21 protein-coding genes are annotated in these 20775 nt (G+C 57.1%); 16 read left to right on the forward strand and 5 right to left on the reverse strand.

The features are described 5' to 3' along the window. Positions 1-226 precede the first annotated feature (226 nt). The 3 genes from ACI2J2_RS14935 (at position 227) to ACI2J2_RS14945 (ending at position 2775) form a co-directional block, all read left to right on the forward strand. The gene (locus tag ACI2J2_RS14935; protein WP_209634787.1) at positions 227-985 is read left to right on the forward strand and encodes a response regulator transcription factor; all 759 of its coding nucleotides are present in this window, start codon (positions 227-229) and stop codon (positions 983-985) included. Positions 986-1086: 101 nt separating this feature from the next. Continuing rightward, positions 1087-2388: an FAD-binding oxidoreductase gene (locus ACI2J2_RS14940; protein ID WP_209634791.1), complete on the forward strand. Its 1302-nt coding sequence runs from the start codon at positions 1087-1089 to the stop codon at positions 2386-2388. 21 nt (positions 2389-2409) lie between these two features. Beyond that, positions 2410-2775, forward strand: coding sequence for a cupin domain-containing protein (locus ACI2J2_RS14945; protein WP_209634794.1), 366 nt, complete (start codon positions 2410-2412; stop codon positions 2773-2775). 41 nt (positions 2776-2816) lie between these two features. Here the strand turns inward: ACI2J2_RS14945 and ACI2J2_RS14950 are convergent, their stop codons facing one another. From ACI2J2_RS14950 to ACI2J2_RS14965, 4 genes are all read right to left on the reverse strand, one after another. Further along, positions 2817-3623 carry a lysophospholipase gene (locus ACI2J2_RS14950; protein ID WP_404760371.1) on the reverse strand — a complete coding sequence of 269 codons (807 nt, stop codon included), beginning with the start codon at positions 3621-3623 and terminating at the stop codon, positions 2817-2819. Between the two features lie 98 nt (positions 3624-3721). Then, entirely contained in the window at positions 3722-4834 is a 1113-nt protein-coding gene (locus tag ACI2J2_RS14955; RefSeq protein WP_404760372.1) for a class II histone deacetylase, read from the reverse strand. A 13-nt stretch (positions 4835-4847) separates the two neighbouring features. Further along, complete coding sequence (locus tag ACI2J2_RS14960; protein WP_265555839.1) at positions 4848-6020, reverse strand: MFS transporter; 1173 nt, start codon at positions 6018-6020, stop codon at positions 4848-4850. A 145-nt stretch (positions 6021-6165) separates the two neighbouring features. After that, positions 6166-6813, reverse strand: a complete 648-nt coding sequence (locus ACI2J2_RS14965; RefSeq protein WP_209634805.1) for a LuxR family transcriptional regulator — start codon at positions 6811-6813, stop codon at positions 6166-6168. A gap of 567 nt (positions 6814-7380) precedes the next feature. Here ACI2J2_RS14965 and ACI2J2_RS14970 point away from each other — a divergent pair. The 7 genes from ACI2J2_RS14970 (at position 7381) to ACI2J2_RS15000 (ending at position 14841) form a co-directional block, all read left to right on the forward strand. Further along, the gene (locus tag ACI2J2_RS14970) at positions 7381-9093 is read left to right on the forward strand and encodes an arylsulfatase (protein WP_404760431.1); all 1713 of its coding nucleotides are present in this window, start codon (positions 7381-7383) and stop codon (positions 9091-9093) included. Further along, a complete protein-coding gene (locus ACI2J2_RS14975) occupies positions 9090-10274 on the forward strand; it encodes an anaerobic sulfatase maturase (RefSeq protein WP_404760373.1) in 1185 nt (394 codons plus the stop codon). Before ACI2J2_RS14970 ends, ACI2J2_RS14975 begins: the two co-directional genes overlap by 4 nt. Before the next feature lie 132 nt (positions 10275-10406). After that, entirely contained in the window at positions 10407-11900 is a 1494-nt protein-coding gene (locus ACI2J2_RS14980; RefSeq protein ID WP_209634811.1) for an APC family permease, read from the forward strand. Continuing rightward, complete coding sequence (locus ACI2J2_RS14985) at positions 11875-12462, forward strand: DUF3156 family protein (protein WP_404760374.1); 588 nt, start codon at positions 11875-11877, stop codon at positions 12460-12462. Before ACI2J2_RS14980 ends, ACI2J2_RS14985 begins: the two co-directional genes overlap by 26 nt. Further along, positions 12455-13237 carry an SDR family NAD(P)-dependent oxidoreductase gene (locus tag ACI2J2_RS14990; protein WP_209634816.1) on the forward strand — a complete coding sequence of 261 codons (783 nt, stop codon included), beginning with the start codon at positions 12455-12457 and terminating at the stop codon, positions 13235-13237. The genes ACI2J2_RS14985 and ACI2J2_RS14990 overlap by 8 nt, the downstream gene beginning before the upstream one ends. Before the next feature lie 10 nt (positions 13238-13247). After that, positions 13248-14045 carry a MoaF C-terminal domain-containing protein gene (locus ACI2J2_RS14995; RefSeq protein ID WP_404760375.1) on the forward strand — a complete coding sequence of 266 codons (798 nt, stop codon included), beginning with the start codon at positions 13248-13250 and terminating at the stop codon, positions 14043-14045. A 4-nt stretch (positions 14046-14049) separates the two neighbouring features. Further along, positions 14050-14841, forward strand: a complete 792-nt coding sequence (locus ACI2J2_RS15000) for an SDR family oxidoreductase (protein ID WP_404760376.1) — start codon at positions 14050-14052, stop codon at positions 14839-14841. Between the two features lie 137 nt (positions 14842-14978). Here ACI2J2_RS15000 and hpaR read toward each other — a convergent pair whose 3' ends face one another. Continuing rightward, positions 14979-15431, reverse strand: a complete 453-nt coding sequence (gene hpaR, locus ACI2J2_RS15005; protein WP_209634824.1) for a homoprotocatechuate degradation operon regulator HpaR — start codon at positions 15429-15431, stop codon at positions 14979-14981. Between the two features lie 325 nt (positions 15432-15756). Here hpaR and ACI2J2_RS15010 point away from each other — a divergent pair, with 325 nt between their 5' ends. The 6 genes from ACI2J2_RS15010 to hpaH are packed head-to-tail and all read left to right on the forward strand — an operon-like array spanning position 15757 to position 20720. Continuing rightward, positions 15757-16389 (forward strand): fumarylacetoacetate hydrolase family protein, encoded by a 633-nt coding sequence (locus ACI2J2_RS15010; protein WP_209634827.1) that lies wholly within the window; start codon positions 15757-15759, stop codon positions 16387-16389. Further along, a complete protein-coding gene (locus ACI2J2_RS15015) occupies positions 16386-17150 on the forward strand; it encodes a fumarylacetoacetate hydrolase family protein (protein WP_265555833.1) in 765 nt (254 codons plus the stop codon). Before ACI2J2_RS15010 ends, ACI2J2_RS15015 begins: the two co-directional genes overlap by 4 nt. Continuing rightward, entirely contained in the window at positions 17147-18601 is a 1455-nt protein-coding gene (gene hpaE, locus ACI2J2_RS15020) for a 5-carboxymethyl-2-hydroxymuconate semialdehyde dehydrogenase (RefSeq protein WP_209634833.1), read from the forward strand. Before ACI2J2_RS15015 ends, hpaE begins: the two co-directional genes overlap by 4 nt. Positions 18602-18652: 51 nt before the next feature. Continuing rightward, positions 18653-19510 carry a 3,4-dihydroxyphenylacetate 2,3-dioxygenase gene (gene hpaD / locus ACI2J2_RS15025; protein WP_209634836.1) on the forward strand — a complete coding sequence of 286 codons (858 nt, stop codon included), beginning with the start codon at positions 18653-18655 and terminating at the stop codon, positions 19508-19510. Positions 19511-19519: 9 nt separating this feature from the next. Then, entirely contained in the window at positions 19520-19906 is a 387-nt protein-coding gene (locus ACI2J2_RS15030; protein ID WP_209634839.1) for a 5-carboxymethyl-2-hydroxymuconate Delta-isomerase, read from the forward strand. 10 nt (positions 19907-19916) lie between these two features. After that, positions 19917-20720 (forward strand): 2-oxo-hept-4-ene-1,7-dioate hydratase, encoded by an 804-nt coding sequence (gene hpaH, locus ACI2J2_RS15035; protein ID WP_209634842.1) that lies wholly within the window; start codon positions 19917-19919, stop codon positions 20718-20720. Positions 20721-20775: the final 55 nt, after the last annotated feature.

Raw genomic sequence — 20775 nt, forward strand, 5'->3', positions numbered from 1 at the left:
CCTCAGCGGCCGAACCACTGCTTTTCACTGCCTGAATGACATTCCATTAATATGTTAACCCAGCATGATTGTGGCAGGGCGCAATAATCTTGCGAAGGTGTGATTTGTTTAACATGTAAACAATTCAGGGATTGCATTTGGCGCCATTGAGTGTTTTTTATAACAAGCAGGCCAGGATGAAGCCGGAGCACAGTAATTGTTAATTTATTAATGATGGCGGGCAGAGATGACTATTCAGGTCGAACGATTATCAGCGGTGATCGACGCGGTGGCGACCCCAGGCTTTTATCCTGGCTTGTTGGCCTGGCTGGAAGGCTTTTTCGCTTTTGATAATGCCATTGTCTACGCTTTTGAACGCGGCCAGGCGCCGCGCTGCCTGATAAAAACCGAGAAGGAAAACAGCGACGCGGTTAACCAACTTTACCAACAGGGCGCCTACCTCCAGGATCCGTTTTATCAGGCGCTGAACGGCGGCGCTGGGGGCGACGTGCTAACGCTGCGCCAGCTCGCGCCCTGCGGTTTCTACCATACTGATTATTACCGTAATTTTTACCGCAAGACCGGCTGGCATGACGAAGCTGGCGTGCTGCTGCCCCTGACGGCGGAACGCGGGCTGGGGGTGTTCTTCGGGTCGGCGCGTCAATCGGTCGGGGTACGTTCCCCCCAACTGGCGGATTTACGCGATGCGCTGACGCTATTGAAAAGCGTCGCTCGTCTGCATGGGGAAGTGATTGCCGCCCCCGCTACGCCGGAAAAGGTAATGGACAAGGCCGTGCAGGCGCGTTATCTGCTGACGCCCCGCGAACGCGAGATTGTGGATCTGATCCTTGAGGGTTGCGGCTCACAGCAGATTGCCGACCGGCTGTTTATTAGCTTGGGCACGGTGAAAAATCACCGCAAGAACATCTACAGCAAGCTGAATATCGGCTCACAGGCTGAATTGTTCAGCTTGCTGTTAGCCACCCCGCTGCGTCGCAGCGCCTGAGTGTTAATTATTTGTTGCGAATGTCCCTAAGGGGATATGGTGGCCGCCGGGTCGCTTGCCGATAATCCGATGATAGAGCCAAGGTCATCGGGAGTGCGGCAGTGAATAATAATATCGAATCCTTAACCTACTACGCGGCAACCAAAAAGTACGATCTGCGCTTCCCGACGTTGGAAGAAGATCTGGACGTTGACGTCGTCATCATCGGTGGCGGCTTCTCCGGCATTAATACTGCCCTGGAGCTGGCGGAGCGGGGCATCACCAATATCGCCATTCTTGAAGGACGTCATCTGGGCTACGGTGGCACCGGCCGCAACGGTGGGCAGGTGATGGCGGGGATCGGCCATGACCTGGAAAAGATCAAACGCCACGTCGGTCCTGCCGGGCTGGAAACCATTTTTAAAATCAGCAACCTCGGTGCCGGGATTATTCGCGAACGCATCAAAAAATACCAAATCGACGCCGATTTTTGCTTTGGCTACGGCTACCTCGGCAGCAACGCGCGCCAGGAAAAAACCCTGCGCAGCTGGCTGAAGGAATTTAAAGCGGTATCGCCTGACGAAGAGATCGAACTTTATACCGGTGCGGAAGTGAAGCAGGTGGTGGGATCGGACGCTTATACCTGCGCGTTGAAACACATGGGCGGTGGGCATGTGCATTCACTTAACCTGCTGCTGGGCGAGGCCAAAGCGCTGAGCGACTACGGTGTGAAAATTTTCGAGAACAGCAGCGTGCTGGGCGTGGAGTACGGTTCGCGCATTAAGGTACGCACCGCCATGGGATCGGTACGCGCCAATAAGATGCTGTGGGCCTGCAACGGTTTTCTCAACGGCATGGAGCCGTTCATCTACAACAAAACCATCAATACCTATGCTTTCCAATTGGCGACCGAACCGCTCCCTGACGCGTTGATCCGGCAGATCAGCCCGATCCGCGGCGCCTACAGCGATATTCGCCCGGTGATCGACTACTACCGGGTGACCAATGAAAACCGGCTGCTGTTCGGCAGTGCGACCCGGTTGATCGAATACATTCCGGCAGATCTCAAAGCCTGGAACCGTAATCTGATGTTGAAGGTGTTCCCCTATCTGCATGACGTCAAAATTGACCTGGCCTGGGGCGGCCCGCTGTGCTGTAGCGCCAACCTGTTCCCGCAGATTGGTACCTTGCCACAGCACGATAACGTGTTCTACGTACAGGGTTACTCCGGCTTTGGCGTCACGCCGAGTCATATCGTCTGCAAGGTGCTGGCGGAGGGCATGAGCGAAGGATCGGATCGTTACGATCTGATGAGTTCGATTCCGCACGTCAATATCTTCGGCAAGGACAAACTGCGGCGGGTGATGACCACTGCCGGCAAAGTTTGGCACCAGACATCCGGCTACTGGAAAGGCCGCCGTTAATTCTTATGAGAGGAGAGAGACATGAAACCATTACTGCTTAAGCAACCGCTGCCTGAATTGCTGGAAATTGGCAGCGTCAGCAACCTGGGTGCCAAGGTGATCGCCGGGGAGCCGAACGTGGGCGTCGCGACTATTTTCGGTGAGCCAACCGATAACCTGAACTGCGGCATTTTTAGCTGTACGCGCGGTACCTTCGTGATGGAATACCCGTTCGCCGAACATGCCACCGTATGGGAAGGCACGGCCACGCTGACTGATGAGAACACCGGTAAATCTGTGCAGTACCAGGCTGGTGACTCGTGGTTTGTCGAGAAGGGCACGCCGGTTCGCTGGGAAATCACCTCCGATCGTTTTGTAAAACACTATCTGGCCATTGTCGAAGGCTGATCCTATTGCAATCCCCTCTCCTGCAGGAGAGGGGAAACCGCTTATCCCAGCACCCGCTCAATAAAACTGCCGATCCGCCTCAGGATCTGATCTTTGTTGGTTTCGTTAAAGCTCTCATGACGCCCACCTGGGTTCACCATAGATTCAAAATCGTTGCCCTTCAGCATGTTGATGGCGGTTTGCGACTGTGCCATGAGCACCAGCCGGTCGTCATCACCGTGTATCCATAACGTGGGTAAGGCACCAAAGCCCGGCCCGGCGTTGATTTTGGCCAGCATGTGCTGCATGCCATGCAGCGTCGGGCGTTTGAATGGGCCGTGCCACACCAGCGGGTCGGCCTGGTAGGCAACGCCGACGGCCGGATCGCGCGACAGCGTCGCGGTATCAAGTGGCGTGTCCGGGATCTTCGGTAAATTCAGCAGATCGGAAATCTGGGTTCTTTCGCCAATCAACGGGCCGGAAAGCACCAGCGCACGCACGTTATCACCATAGCGTTGAACGTAGCGGGTGGCGATCATGCCGCCCATGGAATGGCCAATAATCACCAGGGGTACCCCCGGATGCCGTTGCTGGAAATGTGCCGCCACGTGGTGAACGTCGTCGACGACGGCGTCATAATCTTCAATTAATACGCGCTCACCCTGCGACAAACCGTGGCCAATGTGGTCGGGGCCAAAGACTCGCGCACCTTGCGCCTCCAGCGTGCGCGCGACGTACTGATAGCGACCGAGATGCTCACCGTAACCGTGTACCAACAGCGCCAGAAAGCGCGGCCGGTCATGGCCCCAATCATGTACCGCGATATCGCCCTGGACACCTTTGATAAAGGTAATTTTCTGTTCAGACATATTATTTTTCTCATCGGTAGGGATAAACGGAAACCCTATTGAGCGTAGCGGCAAAGCGAGGAATTGGTAGGGGCGCAAGATGCTGCACCCCGAGGCGATTAGCGAATGAACTGCTGTGCCAGGCGATCGATAGCCTGGCGCTGGAACTGGTTGAAGGCTTCACGCGGCTGCTGTTGTTGGATAAAGGCCAGCAGAGGATCCTGTACCTCGGTACGGATACCGCTGAGCTCTTCCATCACCGCCAGGCCGCAGAAGGGGACGTAGGATTCGGCATAACCGCCTTCATGTACCATCACCAATTTGCCACCGCACAGGCGATCGGCGGCGTTCTGCACCAACGCCGTCATGTGACGGAAACTGTCGCTGTGCAGCTGCATACGCGCCAGCGGATCGAGGGCATTAGCATCGTAACCGCAGGCGACAATGATCATTTCTGGTTGGAATTGTTCCAGTGCCGGAATGACAATTTGGCGCATGGCATGCAGATAACCGTCGTCACCGGCCCCGGCCAGCAACGGAATATTGATGTTATAGCCTTCGCCCGCACCGGCCCCGCGATCCTGCTCACCGGAGTATCCTGCAGGGAAGCAACCATCCTGGTGCAGCGACAGCGTTAACACGTCGTCCCGCTGCCAGTAGATATGCTGGGTACCATTGCCGTGATGAACGTCCCAGTCGAGCACCGCCACCTTGCCCAGACCGTATTTCGCTTTGGCACGTTCTATGGCTATGGGGATATTGGCCAAAAAGCAAAAGCCCATCGACTGATCCGGCAGACAGTGGTGGCCCGGTGGGCGTGACAGTGCGTAGGCGTTGTCCAGATCGCCCTGCAGCACCGCCTCGACTGCCGCGCAGGCTAGCCCGGCGGACAACTTGGCGATCTCGTAACTGCCGGGGCCGAGCGGCGCCTCCTCACCCAGCATGCCGCCGCCGTTGTCGCTTAACTGTTTGAAGCGTTGTAAATAGTGGGCCGGATGAATGCGCAGCAGGTCTTCATCCGACGCCAGTTCCGCGCTCAGCAGGGTGAGCTGGCGCGACAGACCTGACACGTCCATCAGGTTTTTCATGCGCCGTTTGGTTTCCGGCGATTCGGCATGGCCCGCCCCCGAGGGGGGTTGTACCCAACCGCCGACCGGTAGCGTGGTGGCGTGCAGGCCGGTGCTGTGCCAGAAACAGCGTTCATCAAACAAGAAACCGGTTTTTCTTTTCACCTTTTTACTCCTGTTAAACGGCGCGGCGAACGCGCTGTGAAGCCAACAAAATCAACAGCAGCGACAGCAGCGCACTGCCCAGTGCGCCGACCAACAGTGCGTCGAAGCCGCCGAAAGATTCGATCAGATAACCGGCCAGCGTTGGGCCTATCGCCATACCACCGCCAATCACCAGATTGATGTTGTTCATGAGTTTGCCGTTGTTATCCAGGCCGGCAACGCGGGCCAAAATAAACGGCAGTACAAAGGTCCAGGTGAACTTGAACAGCACGGCGGCCGCAGCAAAACGCAGCAATAGGGGTTCCCTGAACAACAGCCCAATACCGGCGATCAACAACGCGTAGCCCAGCCAAATCAGTACATTGCCGCTACGGCGCGCACTGATTAACGCGGCACCGCCGGCACCGGCGATGCCAAACAGCGTGGCGGCAGCCAGTACCTGACCGCTGTTGACCGGCGAAAGCCCGGCAGCGGCGGCGATGCTGCCGATAAAGGTCCAGACTGCGCTCAGGCTGATATAAAAGGTCAGCACGGACAGTACGGCGAAGGCTTTACGGATCCAGGGAATCGCTGCGGATTGGGTTGTGGTTTGCGCCGGGTGAAACCCGCTGGGGAAGGCGCGGATCAGTGGCAGGCAACACAGCATGATGGCTGCCAGGATCAGATAAACCGCCATCAGGCCAACATGGGCGAACAGCGGCGGCAGTACCAGCAGCCCGACGGTTCCCAGTACCAGTTGGCCCAGCACCCACAGGGCGTAGACTCGGCTGGGGTTGGCGGTGCCGGCGGCGCAGGTGATACACAGGATCATCAGCGTACCGCCCGCCAACGAAGCGACAAAGCGTAGCCCCAATAACAGGCTAAAATCACTGACCAGCGCTGAGGCCAGATTCCCGGCAATAAATACGGCTGCCGCCAGCGCCGCGATCTGGCGCCAGTTAACGCGCCCAATCCACCACCAGGCGGGCAGCGTCGCCAGGCTCATTGCGCCCAGTTCGGTGGAAAACAAATGCCCGATTTGTGCCGGGGTGAGGTGCCATTGGCTGGCCAATTGCGCCGCTACCGCTGGGGCTGTCATCAGGATGCCCGGCGCAATGGCGGCAAAGATAATAATGGCAGTCAACAGCCGTGGCGGGCAGGGGAGAGCCGCCCCGGCAGCGGGCACAGAAACGGAATCACTGGACATAATAATTATCCCCGCAGGTTAAGTCTGAATCAGATATAGCCGCGATGCCGGATTTTAGGCAGGCGGGCACCGCGCCAAGGATGGCGAATAATTAACGCGTTGTATGACCAACGCTATAACTCCTTGCTATGACTCGATTTATTTATTAGCCGTGGGCAATAAAGCTGCTGGCGACTAATTCGGTACGATTTACCACGTCGGTTTTGGCAAATATATTCCGCATGTGGGTTTTCACGGTTGAAAGTGAAATGCCTAATTTCAGCGCAATGCGTTTATTGCTGGCTCCTTCGCGTACCATATTCACGATTTCTTGCTCTTTGGCCGTCAGTAATTGGGCTTCCCCCTCGGGCAGCAGATCGCGGGTCGCCAGTTCGATCAACGGCATGACCGCCCGCAAGCGACCACGCTCCAATTCAGTAAAGGGGGTATCGCGGATCAGCGACACGCCAGCGACGATGCGTTTACGTTGCCGGATAAAAATCTCGGTCATGTCGCGCATGTCATTGGGCAGCATAAAATCATGATAATAATGACGATTATTGGCTATCGCCATCGGGCTCATCCCGACCATATTGATATCCTGATGGTGGAAATTGGCCGGTTTGAGCGGATCGATCTGCTGAAAATGGTTCAAATACTGCTGGTGGGTTTTATCGGAAATGCCATGCAAAATATAGTGATCTGGCCGCAGATCGGAATTCACTAAATAAAATACCCCAGCGGACACCGGGATCAGGTGCGCGATGGTGGCCAGGCAGCTAGTGATAAAGGCATCAGGTGGTGCAGTGTGCATGATTCATTTCCTCCCTTTACCCGTCGTCTTTAAACCGCAGCGTGATGAGCGGCAACGTTAAATTCACTGGGTATGTCATTCTGGTACTGGGACGGTACGCGCATCTGTATACAATATGAACGATACAAGCATAGTTGTAGCAATTTCGCAACACAATAAAAACATATTAACAACGTGAGCCTGATTGCAATAAAATACATAAATAACAAGATGCCACTTGGCTCCTCATCCTTGCCTGCACTCGATTTCTAGCCTGTTTCATTAATACATTAATGAAATCTTTATGACGTTTTGCCGCTGAATTTACAGCGGTTTTCGCGCTTTCCGTGGCGCGGACAGTTTTGCGTTCTGCGTGCTACATCTCGGCTTCTTCGTTGCGGCGCCTCGTTCTTAAGAACGATAGCCAGGCTTTTCCATTGCTTCCTACACTGCAAAAAACCGCTCTGGCTATGCCTTGAAGATAACGGCAGCCGGCGGCAAAAGGATAAGACGAAAAAACTATGACCTTTCTCGGGCTGAGGCGTTTGGTTGTTCAACCCGAATGACAATGCAGGGGATGAGGTGATGATGAAGAAGAAAACGCTGGCGGTGGCGCTGGGTAGCGCATTGTCGGGGATGGCACATGCGGCAGACGCCGAACGCCCCAACGTGCTGATCATTCTGGTGGATGACATGGGCTATTCCGACATCAGCCCGTTCGGCAGTGAGATCCCCACGCCCAACCTGCAGGCGCTGGCCGAGCGAGGGGTGCGCATGAGCCAGTATTATACTTCGCCGATGTCTGCCCCGGCGCGATCGATGCTGATGACGGGCAACACCAACCAACAGGCCGGCATGGGTGGCATGTGGTGGTACGAAAGTACGGCGGCGCAGCCGGGTTACGAAATGCGCCTGACCGACCGGGTGACCACGATGCCTGAACGTTTCCGGGACGCTGGCTATGCCACCATGATGGCGGGTAAATGGCACCTGGGCTATGCCGAGGGGTCGAAACCGACCGATCGCGGTTTCGAACGCGCTTTTGCCTTTATGGGGGGCGGTACCAGCCATTTCGACGATGCAAAACCGCTGGGGACGGTCGAGGCCTTCCATACTTTCTACACCCTGAACGGCAAGCGCGTCTCGCTGCCACAGGATTTCTATTCCAGCAAGGCCTACGCTACCCAAATGGCGCAGTGGATCAGCGATACGCCGAAGGATAAGCCTATCTTCGCCTACCTGGCTTTCACCGCACCGCACGATCCCTTGCAGGCACCGGACGACTGGATCGCAAAATTTGACGGCAAGTATGATGCTGGTTACCAGCAGGCCTATCAGCAACGCATTCAGCGGCTGAAGGCATTGGGGATCATTTCTGATAACACGCCCATGCCGACGTTGGCGCTCGATAAAGCCTGGCAGGACATGACGCCGGAGCAACAGAAATACGCGGCAAAAACCATGCAGGTGTATGCGGCGATGATCGCCTATATGGACGATCAGGTCGGTGGGGTGCTAAAGACGCTAAAACAGACCGGGCGTGATAAAAACACGGTGATCATTTTTGCCACCGACAATGGCGCTAACCCGGCCAGCGGCTTTTACTACGGATCTAAGCCGGAGTATTGGCAGCAGTTTGATAACAGTTACGCCAATATTGGCCGCAAAGGGTCCTTTATCTCTTACGGCCCACACTGGGCTAACGTCAGCAATGCGCCGTACGCTAACCACCATAAAACCACCAGCGCGCAGGGGGGGATCAATACTGATTTCATCATCTCTGCGCCGCAGTTAAAAGGCCGGGGCGGCATCGATAAAACGCCCATGGCGGTGTATGACATCGCACCGACGCTGTACGACTACGCCGGTATTGATGCCCGTAAGCAACTGAAGGGAAAACCGACGTTGCCGATGGTTGGCGTCAGCTTCAAGCGGTATTTCAGCGGCGATGCCGACAGCGTGCCGCGCTCAACCTACGGCGTTGAGCTGCACAATCAGGCCGCCTACGTGGATGGCATCTGGAAGCTGCGACGGCTGGTGAAAGCCGGGCCGACGGCGCAAATGGCACCCTGGGGGCTGTTCAATCTGCAGGACGATCCCCTCGAAACACAGGATGTGGCTGCCGCCAACCCCGAGCGGGTTAAGCAGCTGAGTAAGGAATACCAGGAGTACGCTGACAAAGGCATGGTGATAGAAGCCAAAGGCGAAGCGATTGATTACCTTGGGGTGGACGGCAAAACCGGCAACTATATTGGCCTCGATCCCATTACCCATAAGCCCTTGCCGCAGGCGGCAGAATGAACCTGACTCAGCTGCGCGCGCAGCAGATCCCGGTTGATGTCGAACCGCGTGCCGCGGTGCCTTTCCATCTGTTGGTCAAACCTATCGGGGCTGGCTGTAATCTGGCCTGCAACTATTGCTATTACCCGCAGCGACAGGGCGAGCGACCGCAAAAAATGGACGACGGGCTGCTGGAGGATTTTATCCGTCGCTATATCGCCGCCCAGCCGCGCTACAGCCGCGAGATCAACTTTGTTTGGCAGGGGGGCGAGCCGTTGCTGGCAGGTATCGGTTTTTACAAGCGAGCGCTGGCGCTGCAACAAAAATATGCGCCACCGGGCGTTAGGATCAGCAACAGTCTTCAGACCAACGGCACGTTGCTGAACGCCGCCTGGTGCCGGTGGTTCAAACAGCATGATTTCATTATTGGCGTCAGCCTTGACGGCGACCGGCAGATCCAGGACGCACACCGTCCGGATAAGCGGGGTGGCAGTAGCTATGACGATGCGCTGCGCGGTATTGCGCTGCTGCATCAGCATCACATCGCGTTCAACCTGCTGGTGGTGGTGCATGACGGTGTGGTGGATCGAGCGCAGGCGATGTACGACCATTTTGTTGCGCTCGGTGCACGTTACCTGCAATTTCAGCCCCTGATGCTGGAAGGTGACGCCCCGGATGCCGGCTACGGATTGAGCGCCGCCAACTGGGGGCGCTTTATGCTAGCGATTTACCGTCGCTGGCGCGCACAGGGGCATTGGGGCAAGGTGTTTGTGATGAACATCGAACATGTTTACGCGCAGTACTTCACCCAGGTCAGCCCCAGCTGCGTGCATGCCGAACGCTGCGGCGGCAATTTGGTGATGGAGCCGGATGGTCGGCTCTACGCCTGCGATCATCTGATGGACGCGCAGCATTATCTGGGGCATTTCGATCAACATACGCCCTTCGCGGACGCGGTATCGGCGGCAACGGCCATGGACTTCGGCAGGGTCAAAAGCCTGCGCCGCGAATGCCAGAGCTGCAGCGTGAAAACTGTCTGCCAGGGCGGCTGCCCGGCGCACATCGGTGCGGATCGCTATAACCGGCTGTGTGCGGGCTATTACGCCTTCTTTTCTGCGCTGCTTGAACCGCTGCGTGCTTACCCGCGTAGCCCCCAGGGCGCCATGCAATGGCGCAGTGCTGTGAGCGGCAGCACAGCTTGAGCCCCTCTCGTCCTTTAGGACGATAGTCAGCATTTTCGATTCCTCTCTATAGTGATATTGCCGCCACTGGCGACGTAAAACCTGCAAATGCACCATCAGGGCAAAACGATAAAACTATAAGAGGAAATAACCATGAACCTGTCGTCGCGGCTTCACGCCCACCTTGAGCGGGGTAAGGTCGGATTCCCCACCACGCTGGCCAGCTCGGTCGGGGTGATTATGGCCAGTCCGGTGATCCTCACTGTCACCAGTGGTTTTGGTATCGGCGGCGACACCTTCGCGCTGGCGATGCTGATCGCTTTTATTATGATGCAGGCCCAGCTCACCACGTTCTCCGAGGCGGCGGCGATATTGCCGACGTCCGGCTCGGTATATGACTATATCGCCTGTGGCATGGGGCGCTTTTTTGCCATCACCGGCGCGCTGTCAGCCTACCTGATCGTGCATATCTTTGCCGGTACTGCAGAAACCATTCTGTCCGGCATTATGGCGCTGGTGAATTTTGAACACCTTAACACCCTGATGGAAACCCATAATGCGTCCTGGATGGTGGGGGTGGGGTTGGTGATTGTGTTCGGGTTGCTTAACGCATTCGGTATTGAGGCGTTCGGCAAAGCGGAAATCGTGCTGACCTTCGCGATGTGGAGCACGCTGGTGATCTTTGGCATTGCGGGGCTGCTGTCGCCGCATGCGGTTCCTCTGGAAGGCTGGTTTGGCAGCACGTTGAGTCTAAGCGATCCGTTCGCGGTATTTAGCCTGATTGGCATGGCGATGTTCATGTTCGTCGGCTGTGAGTTGGTCACGCCGATGGCGCCGGAGATCAAACGTTCCGCCAGTGTGATCCCGCGTGCAATGTCGCTGGGGTTGTGCGGCGTGGCGGTTTGCATGGCGCTATACGGTGCGGCACTCAGTCATCAGGTGGAAAACGTGGTCGTGGATGCCGCCAATGGCGTTCACCTGCTGGATACGCCGATGGCGATCCCGGCCTTTGCCGGCCAGGTAATGGGGGAGTTCGGCAAATACTGGCTGGGCGTCGGGCTGTTGCTGGCCGGCGCGGCCACCATTAATACGCTGATGGCGGCGGTACCGCGCATTCTTTACGGCATGGCGCTGGACGGCGCACTGCCGCGTATCTTCGCCTATCTGCACCCGCGTTTTAAAACCCCGGTGGTGGGGATTTTGGTGGCGGTGCTGATCCCCTGTATTCACGCCTTTGCCATTCAGGGCAATCTCGATCGCATTATTCCCTTGGTGCTGGCAGCGGTCTGCGCCTGGGGCGTGGCTTACCTGCTGGTGACCTGTTCGGTGGTGATCCTGCGTATTCGTCGTCCAGACTTGCCACGCGCGTATAAATCGCCGTGGTTCCCGCTGCCACAAATCATTTCCAGTGTGGGCATCGTGCTGGCGATTATCTATATCACCCCGCCGGGTATGAACCCGCGAGCCGTCTACATTCCTTTCAGCATCATGATTGGCCTGACTGCGGCCTATGCGCTGTTCTGGACCCTGTGCGTGCAGAAGGTTAACCCGTTCAAGCCCGTGCCGGTTGAACAGGTGCTGGAAACTGCCTTTGCGAAAGCAGAAAACGAGGAGGCGCAGTTTGATCGGCTTACTTCCCTCACTTAACCGCCTTTGGCAGCGCGCGCCAGCCGGCTATCAGCCTGGGGTAACCCTGAGCCGCCTGGCAAACAACCTGCAGCCTTATGCCTGTGAGCGTCTGTCGCCCTGTTTGCTGCGCCTGACCTTGCCGCAGGGGCCGGTGATCGACATCAGCGAACAGGTTAGCGCGTTGTTTATGGCGCATATCGTCAGCCACCGTTTTCTGTTGCAGGGTGATTGCACGCTGAAGGCGCCGCTGACGCTACGTATCACCACAGGGGGTTGGCTACGTCGACGCGGCGTGGTGTACCGCACCCGCCGAGAAGATGCCGTGGCGCAACAGGTGATTGCTGCCCTGCAGCGTTATCCGCAAATAGGTCAAACGCTGGAACAGCTTGATTTTCGTCGTATTCAACTGACGGCGGTCGCTGGCCGTTGGCGGTTGGAGATCGAGCATTTTGCCGCTTCGGAAGTGGTCAGCCGGTTGCCGGCAGGTCGCCGCTATCTGCGGCTGGAGCCGGAACAGCGGCGGCTGCTGTTGAGCAGTTTGCTGATGATCGGCCAATTGATGGAGAAACTGGATGAGTAGAGTCGTAGTGATTACCGGTGGTGGCACCGGTGTTGGCGCCGCCTGTGCCCGATTGCTGGCGGGCAACGGCGACCGCGTGTTCATCATCGGCCGTCGTCGTGAACCCCTGATGGCGCTGGCAGACGACATTGGCGCACAGGCTTTAGTGGGCGACGCGTCAAGCGGGGACTGTTGGAAAACCGTGCTGCTGCCGGCCATTTTGCAGCAGGCTGGGCGCATCGACTGCCTGATAGGAAGCGCGGGCGGCATGGGGTTGGGGCGCATTACCGAGATGAGCGATGACCACTGGCGCCACGCGTTGGACAGCAATCTCAATAGTGCGTTTGCCAGCGCCCGTGCTTGCCTGCCGGAGCTGGTTAAAACCGGCGGTAATCTGTTGTTTGTCGCGTCTATCGCCTCGCTGGCCGCCGGGCCGGAGGTCTGCGGCTATGTCACCGCCAAACACGCGTTGATCGGGCTGATGCGATCCATCGCCCGCGATTATGGCCCACAAGGCGTGCGTGCCAATGCCGTCTGCCCGGGGTGGGTCACGACACCGATGGCGGATGAAGAAATGCAGCCGTTGATGGCAGCGCACCAACTTACGCTGGAACAGGCCTACCAGCATGTCTGCCGTGACGTGCCGCTGCGCCGCCCGGCCAGCGCCGAAGAAATTGCCGGCATCTGTCGTTTTCTCTGTTCGGCGGAAGCGTCAATCATTACCGGCGCGGCGCTTGTGGCGGACGGCGGTTCAACCATTGTTGACGTACCGACATTGGCTTTCACTTCTCTTTAAGGAGCATCAAATGAGTTCAGAAGCGGTATTTATTCAGGTTGGCGCGTTGGCGGAAGGTTTTGCCCCACACAGCAATACGCTGGAGCAACAGCACGGATTGAGCGGCAGCACGCTGGTATTGCGCTTTACCGACGGGGAAATGCTGAGCTGTCATTTTGTGGACGAGCAGACGCTGAGCTGGGGCGAGTACCGGGGCATTGCTTATCGGGCTACCAGTATTCGTCCCGGCATTTTGTTTATCGATTTTCTCGATCCCGCACAGGATAACGCCAGTATCACGCTGGTGTGCGATCGCAACCAGGGCAATTTCACTGCGGTGTACGGCCAGTTGCCGAGTGAGGAGCAAACCCGTCTGGATGCCTTCAGCCGCGTTGAGCAGGGGCTGCCGTTAACGGCGGTCAACGTCGAGTTCCAATTTGGCACCTTGGATGATGCCAAGGTTACGCCGCCGCATTTCACCGACGAGTTGATCGGTATGCGCAATATGTACACCTATAGCCCGACAGAACGGTACGAACATATCTACCTGAACGACAATTTCTACGCCTGGCAGTGTCTGGACGGTGTGGAGAAAGGGTTGGCGGATGTCGATCGCTGCCACTACGTGAAAGTGGCTGAAAAACTCTACTTGTTCGTCTGGCGCGAGAAAATCGTACCAACGTTAGGGGTGGTAATGATCGATCTGCAAGGGATGCGAACTGACGGCAAGATCCTCGGTTATCAGGGCAGCGATTTCAGTGCGCTAAGCAATTTTGCGGTGGGTGCCCATGCGCAAGTGCTCAATACGACCCGCCATCCACGGGGATAAGCCGATGAAGACGACGTATGCGGACGATGCCTTCAGCGGCAAGGTCGTGCTGGTAACCGGCGGTGCACAGGGCATTGGGCTGGCGATTGTCAGCGCTTTTGCCCAGTTGGGTGCGACGGTAGTGGTGGCGGATCTGCAGCGACAAAAGGCACAAGCAGCGGCTGAGACGCTGCAACAGCAGGGCTGGCAGGTGCAGGCGATGGCCTGCGATTTGGCGGACCCTGGGCAGATTGCAGAATGGGTGGCGGCAGTGGGGCAACGTTATCAGCGGCTGGACGTCGTGGTCCACAATGCGGCGTATTTCCCGCTGACGCCGTTTGCCGAAATCGATGCTGAGCTGTTGCAACGCACGCTGAGCGTCAATCTGATGGCTCCGTTCTTTCTGGCGCAGGCGGCGTTACCCTGGATGCAGCGCCAGGGCGGCGGTAGCATTCTGGTGACCTCATCGGTGACGGGCCCACGGGTGGCTTATCCGGGGTTGGCGCATTATGCCGCCTCCAAGGCCGGGGTTAACGGTTTTATTCGCGCGGCAGCGCTGGAGCTGGCAGAGGCAGGCGTGCGGGTGAACGGCGTGGAGCCGGGGATGATCCGCACACCGGCGATGGCCAACCTGGGTGGTGCCACGGTCAATCAGGCCATTGCCGCCGCAGTGCCACTCGGGCGGCTGGGGGAACCTGAAGACATTGCTGCGGCGATGGTGTTCCTGGCCTCACCGGCGGCGGCCTATATTACCGGGCAGACGCTGGTGGTGGATGGCGGCGCATTATTACCCGAGGCCCATCCTCTTCTTGCCTGAAGTTGCAGCGTTGTTGGCTGCCTACGCTCACCGCAGGGGGCGAATATATTCGGACCGGCTAACAGGGCGCAGCACGCAGCGCCCCTACCGCCCGCCAAGCGGCAACGCCAATTCATTGAGGATGAGAGCCGGGAGGATCATTTCTTTGTGGGATGGGCGGTTACGTTGGCGGGCAATTTATCCCCCAGAGTGATCAGCTCGTCCAGCAGTGCCATTAGTTGGTCCATCTTCTGCTGCGAGAATGCGGCTTCGATCTCACCGTACCCCTGTTCGACCTGATGACGTGCCACCTCATACAATTCCTGACCTTGCTGGGTCAGTGAAACGTAGAGCTTGCGCTGATCGTTAACCGGTTTCAGGCGGAAAATCAGCTTATCGCGCTCCATACGCGACAAGATGCCGGTCAGGCTGGGACGCAAGATACAGGTTTCCGCCGCCAGTTCATGGAACTCAATGGAGCGGCTATTGGCCAGCACGCGAATGATGCGCCACTGCTGTTCCGTCAGATTATGGCTTTTCAGGATTGGGCGGAAAAACCCCATGGCGGTTTCACGTGCCTGCAGCAGGGCAATAGTTAAGGATTCATGCATAGGTTTAGCCTTTGCTATCAAGGTGTTTGTTATTCCGGCACCGATCGCAGAGAACGCAATGTACTGCCTGGATTTATTAATAACTTAATAGTAGCCAAGTTTACCTTACCGGATAAAGCGAAAACGTACCTGTGGGTGGAAAAATCGCCTAAAAATGATTAATACGTTGAATAATCACGCTAATGTTCACTGGTTGTGAATATTTTGTTATCACGATCACAAATCAACCCTCCCGCGTTGCGTAAAAGCTGAACAGCGTATAAAAGTAATCATTAACATATTAATGAATGCCGGTTGTCATGTTCTGTCATTGAAAGGAGTTTGCATGAAAGGCACCGTATTTTCCGTCGCGCTAAACCACCGCAGCCAAATTGACGCCTGGGATCAGGCATTCCATGAGCTACCTTATAAAACCCCGCCGAAAACCCCAGTGTGGTTTATCAAGCCGCGTAATACCCACCTCGCCAACGGCGGGGCGATCCCGTTTCCTGCCGGTGAACAGGTACAGAGCGGCGCAACCTTGGCGGTAGTGATCGGCGACACCGCGCGTAAGGTGCCGGCCGAGCGTGTGGCTGATTATCTGGCCGGTTATGCCCTGGCCAATGACATCAGCCTGCCGGAAAGCAGCTTCTATCGGCCGGCAATCAAAGCGAAATGCCGCGACGGCTTTTGTCCGTTAGGCGATATCGGCCAGTTGGCGACCTCGGCAAAGCTGGAAATCATCACCGAAATCAATGGCGTGGAGCGGGATCGTTGGTCAACGGCCGATCTGGTGCGTTCGGTGCCGGAGCTGATTGCGGCCATCAGCGATTTTATTACCTTGCAGCCGGGTGACGCGGTATTGATCGGCACACCACACCAACGTGTGGAGATCATGCCGGGGGATGAAGTCAGGGTACGCGCAGCCGGCTTGCCGACCTTGACCAACCCTGTGACGCAGGCAGGAGAAGCATCATGAGACACGCCCGTATTCGCCATCACGGCAAAATTGTTAACGTCAGCGTCGATGAACAATTACGCGTTACCCTGCCGGACGGCAACGTTCTGAACGAGCTGGAGGCCGAGTGGTTGCCGCCTGCACAGGGCACGGTGTTCGCGCTGGGTCTGAACTACGCCGATCACGCCAGCGAGCTGGAGTTCAAGGCACCGGAAGAACCCTTGGTGTTCCTGAAAGCGCCAAACACCCTGACCGGGCACCGCCAGGTGTCGGTGCGCCCGGCTGACGTCGAGTATATGCACTACGAAGCCGAGCTGGTGGCGGTGATCGGCAAGACTGCGCGCAATGTCAGCCGTGAAAACGCCATGGACTATGTTGCGGGTTACACCCTGTGCAACGACTACGCCATTCGCGATTACCTGGAAAACTACTACCGCCCGAATCTGCGGGTAAAAAGCCGCGACACGCTGACGCCGATTGGGCCGTACATCGTGGATCGTGACGATATTGCCGATCCGCACCGCCTGGCGCTCAGCACCTACGTCAACGGCGAGCTGCGCCAGCGCGGCAGCACCGCCGATATGATTTTCGATATTCCGTACCTGATCAGTTACCTGAGCGAATTTATGACGCTGCAGCCGGGCGACATGATCGCCACCGGCACGCCGAAAGGGCTGGCTGACGTGCTGCCGGGTGACGAAGTGGTGGTGGAGATCGAGGGCATTGGCCGTTTGGTTAACCACATCATCAGTGAAAAAGATTACGAGGAAAGCCTGCGATGAAAACCATCAACCATTGGATTAACGGTAAGAATGTAGCCAGCAAAGCGTATTTCACCACCACCAACCCGGCCAACGGCGAGGTGCTGGCAGAAGTGGCGTCTGGCGGGCAGTTGGAGATCGATCAGGCGGTGGCCGCCGCCAAAGAGGCTTTCCCGAAATGGGCCAATACGCCAATGAAAGAGCGCGCACGCCTGATGCGTCGCTTGGGTGAATTGATCGACGAGAATGTCCCGCAGATAGCGGAGATGGAAACCGCCGATACCGGTCTGCCTATCCACCAAACCAAAAACGTGTTGATTCCACGCGCATCGCACAACTTTGAGTTTTTCGCCGAGATCTGCCAGCAGATGAATGGTCGCACCTATCCGGTGGACGACAAGATGCTCAACTACACGTTGATCCAGCCGGTGGGGGTGTGTGCGCTTGTTTCGCCGTGGAACGTGCCATTCATGACGGCCACCTGGAAAACTGCGCCCTGCCTGGCATTGGGCAACACCGCAGTGCTGAAAATGTCCGAGCTGTCGCCGCTGACCGCCGATCGTCTGGGGGAACTGGCGCTGGAAGCGGGCATCCCGGCCGGGGTGCTCAATGTGGTGCAGGGCTACGGTGCGACTGCCGGGGATGCCTTGGTACGCCATAAAGATGTGCGTGCCGTGTCCTTTACCGGCGGTACCGCCACCGGTCGACGCATTATTGAAAGCGCAGGGCTGAAGAAGTTTTCCATGGAGCTGGGCGGCAAGTCGCCGGTGCTGATTTTTGAAGATGCGGACATCGAACGTGCCCTGGATGCTGCGCTGTTTACCATTTTCTCGATCAATGGTGAACGCTGCACGGCCGGTTCGCGCATCTTCATTCAAGAGAGCATTTATCCGGAATTCGTCAAACGCTTCGCCGAGCGTGCCAACCGCCTGCGCGTGGGTGATCCGCAGGATCCCAACACCCAGGTGGGGGCGCTGATCAGCCCACAGCACTGGGAAAAAGTCTCTGGCTATATTCGCCTTGGGCTGGAAGAGGGCGCCACCTTGCTGGCAGGCGGCCCGGACAAACCGGCTGGCTTGAGCCACGGCAACTTCCTGCGCCCGACGGTGCTGGCTGATGTCGATAACCGTATGCGCATCGCGCAGGAGGAGATTTTTGGGCCAGTGGCCTGCCTGCTGCCGTTCAAATCAGAAGAAGACGGCCTGCGTATGGCCAACGACGTGGAGTACGGCCTGGCGTCGTATATCTGGACGCAGGATGTGAGCAAGGTGCTGCGTCTGGCCCGCAATATTGAAGCGGGTATGGTTTTCGTTAACACCCAAAACGTACGTGATTTGCGCCAGCCCTTTGGCGGCGTGAAATCGTCCGGCACCGGCCGAGAAGGCGGGGAATACAGCTTCGAAGTGTTCGCCGAGATGAAGAACGTGTGTATTTCCATGGGTGATCACCCGATCCCACGTTGGGGCGTTTAAGTCCGCCCCGGCACTGTTTCACGGAATCATTTTTGTTTCATGTGAGGTTGTATGGGTAAGTTAGCGTTAGCCGCCAAGATTACACATGTTCCATCGATGTATCTGTCGGAAATTCCTGGAAAAAACTTTGGTTGCCGCCAGTCGGCGATCGACGGCCACAAAGAGATCAGCGCGCGCTGCCGTGAAATGGGTGTCGACACCATTATTGTGTTCGACACCCACTGGCTGGTGAACAGCGCTTATCACATCAATTGCAGCCCGCACTTCGAGGGGCTCTACACCAGTAATGAACTGCCGCACTTCATCCGCGACATGACCTACGAATACGAAGGTAATCCTCCGTTGGGTCAGTTGATTGCCGCCGAAGCCTGCGCACTCGGAGTGCGCGCTAAAGCGCATGAGATCCCAAGCCTGAAGCTGGAATACGGCACGCTGGTGCCGATGCGCTATATGAACAGCGATAAGCATTTCAAGGTGATATCGATCTCTGCGTTCTGCACCGTGCATGACTTTGCCGACAGCCGCCGTTTGGGTGAAGCGATCAAAACCGCGATTGATAAATACGATGGCACGGTGGCGGTACTGGCCAGCGGGTCGCTTTCTCACCGTTTTATTGACGACCAGCGCGCTGAAGAAGGCATGAACAGTTACACGCGTCAGTTCGACCAGCAAATGGACGAACGGGTCGTCAAGCTGTGGGAGGAAGGGCGCTTCCGCGAGTTTTGCGAAATGCTGCCGGAGTACGCCGATTACTGCTACGGCGAAGGCAACATGCATGACACCGTGATGCTGCTCGGCTTGCTGGGGTGGGATAAATATGACGGCAAGGTGGAGTTCATTACGCCGCTGTTCGCCAGTTCCGGCACCGGGCAGGTCAATGCCGTGTTCCCGCTGCCAGCCGAAGCCTGAGGAGTCGCCATGCCCCATTTTTACGCTGAATGTACCGACAATATCCGCCGTGAGGCGGATTTGCCCACGCTGTTCGCCAAGGTCAACCAGGCACTGGCGGACACCGGCATTTTCCCGTTGGCCGGGGTGCGCAGCCGCGCTATTTGGCTGGATACCTGGCAGATGGCTGACGGCAAGCAGGATTACGCCTTCGTACACATGACGCTGAAGATTGGTCATGGCCGCAGCCTGGAAAGTCGTGAACAGGTAGGGGAAATGTTGTTCGCGCTGATCACCGAGCACTTTGCTGCGCTGATGGCCAGCCGCTATTTGGCGCTGTCCTTCACCATGGAAGAGCTGGATCCGGTGTTGAACTACAAACAAAACAATGTCCACGCGCTATTCCGCAAAGAGTAAGGGGCCGTCAATGTTGGATAAAGAACTGGTTAGCCGTGCCGTGCAGCGTTTGCATCAGGCGGAGCAGAGCCGTGAACAGATCCGCGCGTTATCACTGGATCATCCCGAGATCACCATTGAAGACGCTTACGCCATTCAGCGGCAGTGGGTGGCGCTAAAGGTTGCAGAAGGCCGCACATTAAAGGGCCATAAGATCGGCCTGACGTCGCGTGCTATGCAGGTCAGTTCGCAGATTACGGAACCGGATTTCGGTGCCTTGCTCGATGACATGTTTTTCAATGACGGCAGCGACATTCCCATCGATCGTTTTATCGTGCCACGGGTTGAGGTTGAGCTGGCGTTTGTGCTGGCCAAGCCTCTGCGCGGGCCAAACTGCACATTGTTTGATGTCTACAACGCCACTGATTATATCATTCCGGCGCTGGAGATCATCGATGCACGCAGCCATAACGTCGATCCCGAAACGCAGCGTCCCCGCAAGGTATTCGACACCATTTCCGATAACGCCGCCAACGCCGGTGTGGTGATGGGCGGCAGACCGATCAAACCGGATGCACTGGATCTACGTTGGATCAGTGCGTTGTTGTACCGCAATGGCGTCATCGAAGAGTCTGGCGTCGCGGCGGCGGTGCTGAACCATCCGGCCAATGGCGTCGCCTGGTTGGCCAACAAGCTGTTCCCGTATGACGTGGAGCTGGAAGCGGGACAGGTGATCCTTGGCGGTTCCTTCACCCGGCCGGTCGCCGCCCGGCGCGGTGATACCTTCCATGCGGATTATGGCCCGATGGGCTGCATTAGCTGCCGATTTGTGTAATCAGCGGGTTCGGCAGGCCGAACCTTAAGCGTGTCCGGGCGCTGCTGGCTGCGCC

Origin of the sequence: Serratia sp. NPDC087055 (genome assembly GCF_044900985.1) — a bacterium.
Classification (GTDB): Bacteria; Pseudomonadota; Gammaproteobacteria; order Enterobacterales; family Enterobacteriaceae; genus Serratia.

What these genes read in the sequence shown, in the direction of transcription:
- hpaH (WP_209634842.1), top strand. Translation starts at nt 19,917, where the DNA reads ATGTTGGATAAAGAACTGGTTAGCCGTGCCGTGCAGCGTTTGCATCAG.
- ACI2J2_RS14990 (WP_209634816.1), top strand. Translation starts at nt 12,455, where the DNA reads ATGAGTAGAGTCGTAGTGATTACCGGTGGTGGCACCGGTGTTGGCGCC.
- hpaR (WP_209634824.1), bottom strand. Translation starts at nt 15,431, where the DNA reads ATGCATGAATCCTTAACTATTGCCCTGCTGCAGGCACGTGAAACCGCC.
- ACI2J2_RS14975 (WP_404760373.1), top strand. Translation starts at nt 9,090, where the DNA reads ATGAACCTGACTCAGCTGCGCGCGCAGCAGATCCCGGTTGATGTCGAA.
- ACI2J2_RS15010 (WP_209634827.1), top strand. Translation starts at nt 15,757, where the DNA reads ATGAAAGGCACCGTATTTTCCGTCGCGCTAAACCACCGCAGCCAAATT.
- ACI2J2_RS14980 (WP_209634811.1), top strand. Translation starts at nt 10,407, where the DNA reads ATGAACCTGTCGTCGCGGCTTCACGCCCACCTTGAGCGGGGTAAGGTC.
- hpaE (WP_209634833.1), top strand. Translation starts at nt 17,147, where the DNA reads ATGAAAACCATCAACCATTGGATTAACGGTAAGAATGTAGCCAGCAAA.
- ACI2J2_RS14965 (WP_209634805.1), bottom strand. Translation starts at nt 6,813, where the DNA reads ATGCACACTGCACCACCTGATGCCTTTATCACTAGCTGCCTGGCCACC.
- ACI2J2_RS14950 (WP_404760371.1), bottom strand. Translation starts at nt 3,623, where the DNA reads ATGTCTGAACAGAAAATTACCTTTATCAAAGGTGTCCAGGGCGATATC.
- hpaD (WP_209634836.1), top strand. Translation starts at nt 18,653, where the DNA reads ATGGGTAAGTTAGCGTTAGCCGCCAAGATTACACATGTTCCATCGATG.
- ACI2J2_RS14995 (WP_404760375.1), top strand. Translation starts at nt 13,248, where the DNA reads ATGAGTTCAGAAGCGGTATTTATTCAGGTTGGCGCGTTGGCGGAAGGT.
- ACI2J2_RS14945 (WP_209634794.1), top strand. Translation starts at nt 2,410, where the DNA reads ATGAAACCATTACTGCTTAAGCAACCGCTGCCTGAATTGCTGGAAATT.
- ACI2J2_RS14960 (WP_265555839.1), bottom strand. Translation starts at nt 6,020, where the DNA reads ATGTCCAGTGATTCCGTTTCTGTGCCCGCTGCCGGGGCGGCTCTCCCC.
- ACI2J2_RS15030 (WP_209634839.1), top strand. Translation starts at nt 19,520, where the DNA reads ATGCCCCATTTTTACGCTGAATGTACCGACAATATCCGCCGTGAGGCG.
- ACI2J2_RS14935 (WP_209634787.1), top strand. Translation starts at nt 227, where the DNA reads ATGACTATTCAGGTCGAACGATTATCAGCGGTGATCGACGCGGTGGCG.
- ACI2J2_RS15000 (WP_404760376.1), top strand. Translation starts at nt 14,050, where the DNA reads ATGAAGACGACGTATGCGGACGATGCCTTCAGCGGCAAGGTCGTGCTG.
- ACI2J2_RS15015 (WP_265555833.1), top strand. Translation starts at nt 16,386, where the DNA reads ATGAGACACGCCCGTATTCGCCATCACGGCAAAATTGTTAACGTCAGC.
- ACI2J2_RS14970 (WP_404760431.1), top strand. Translation starts at nt 7,381, where the DNA reads ATGAAGAAGAAAACGCTGGCGGTGGCGCTGGGTAGCGCATTGTCGGGG.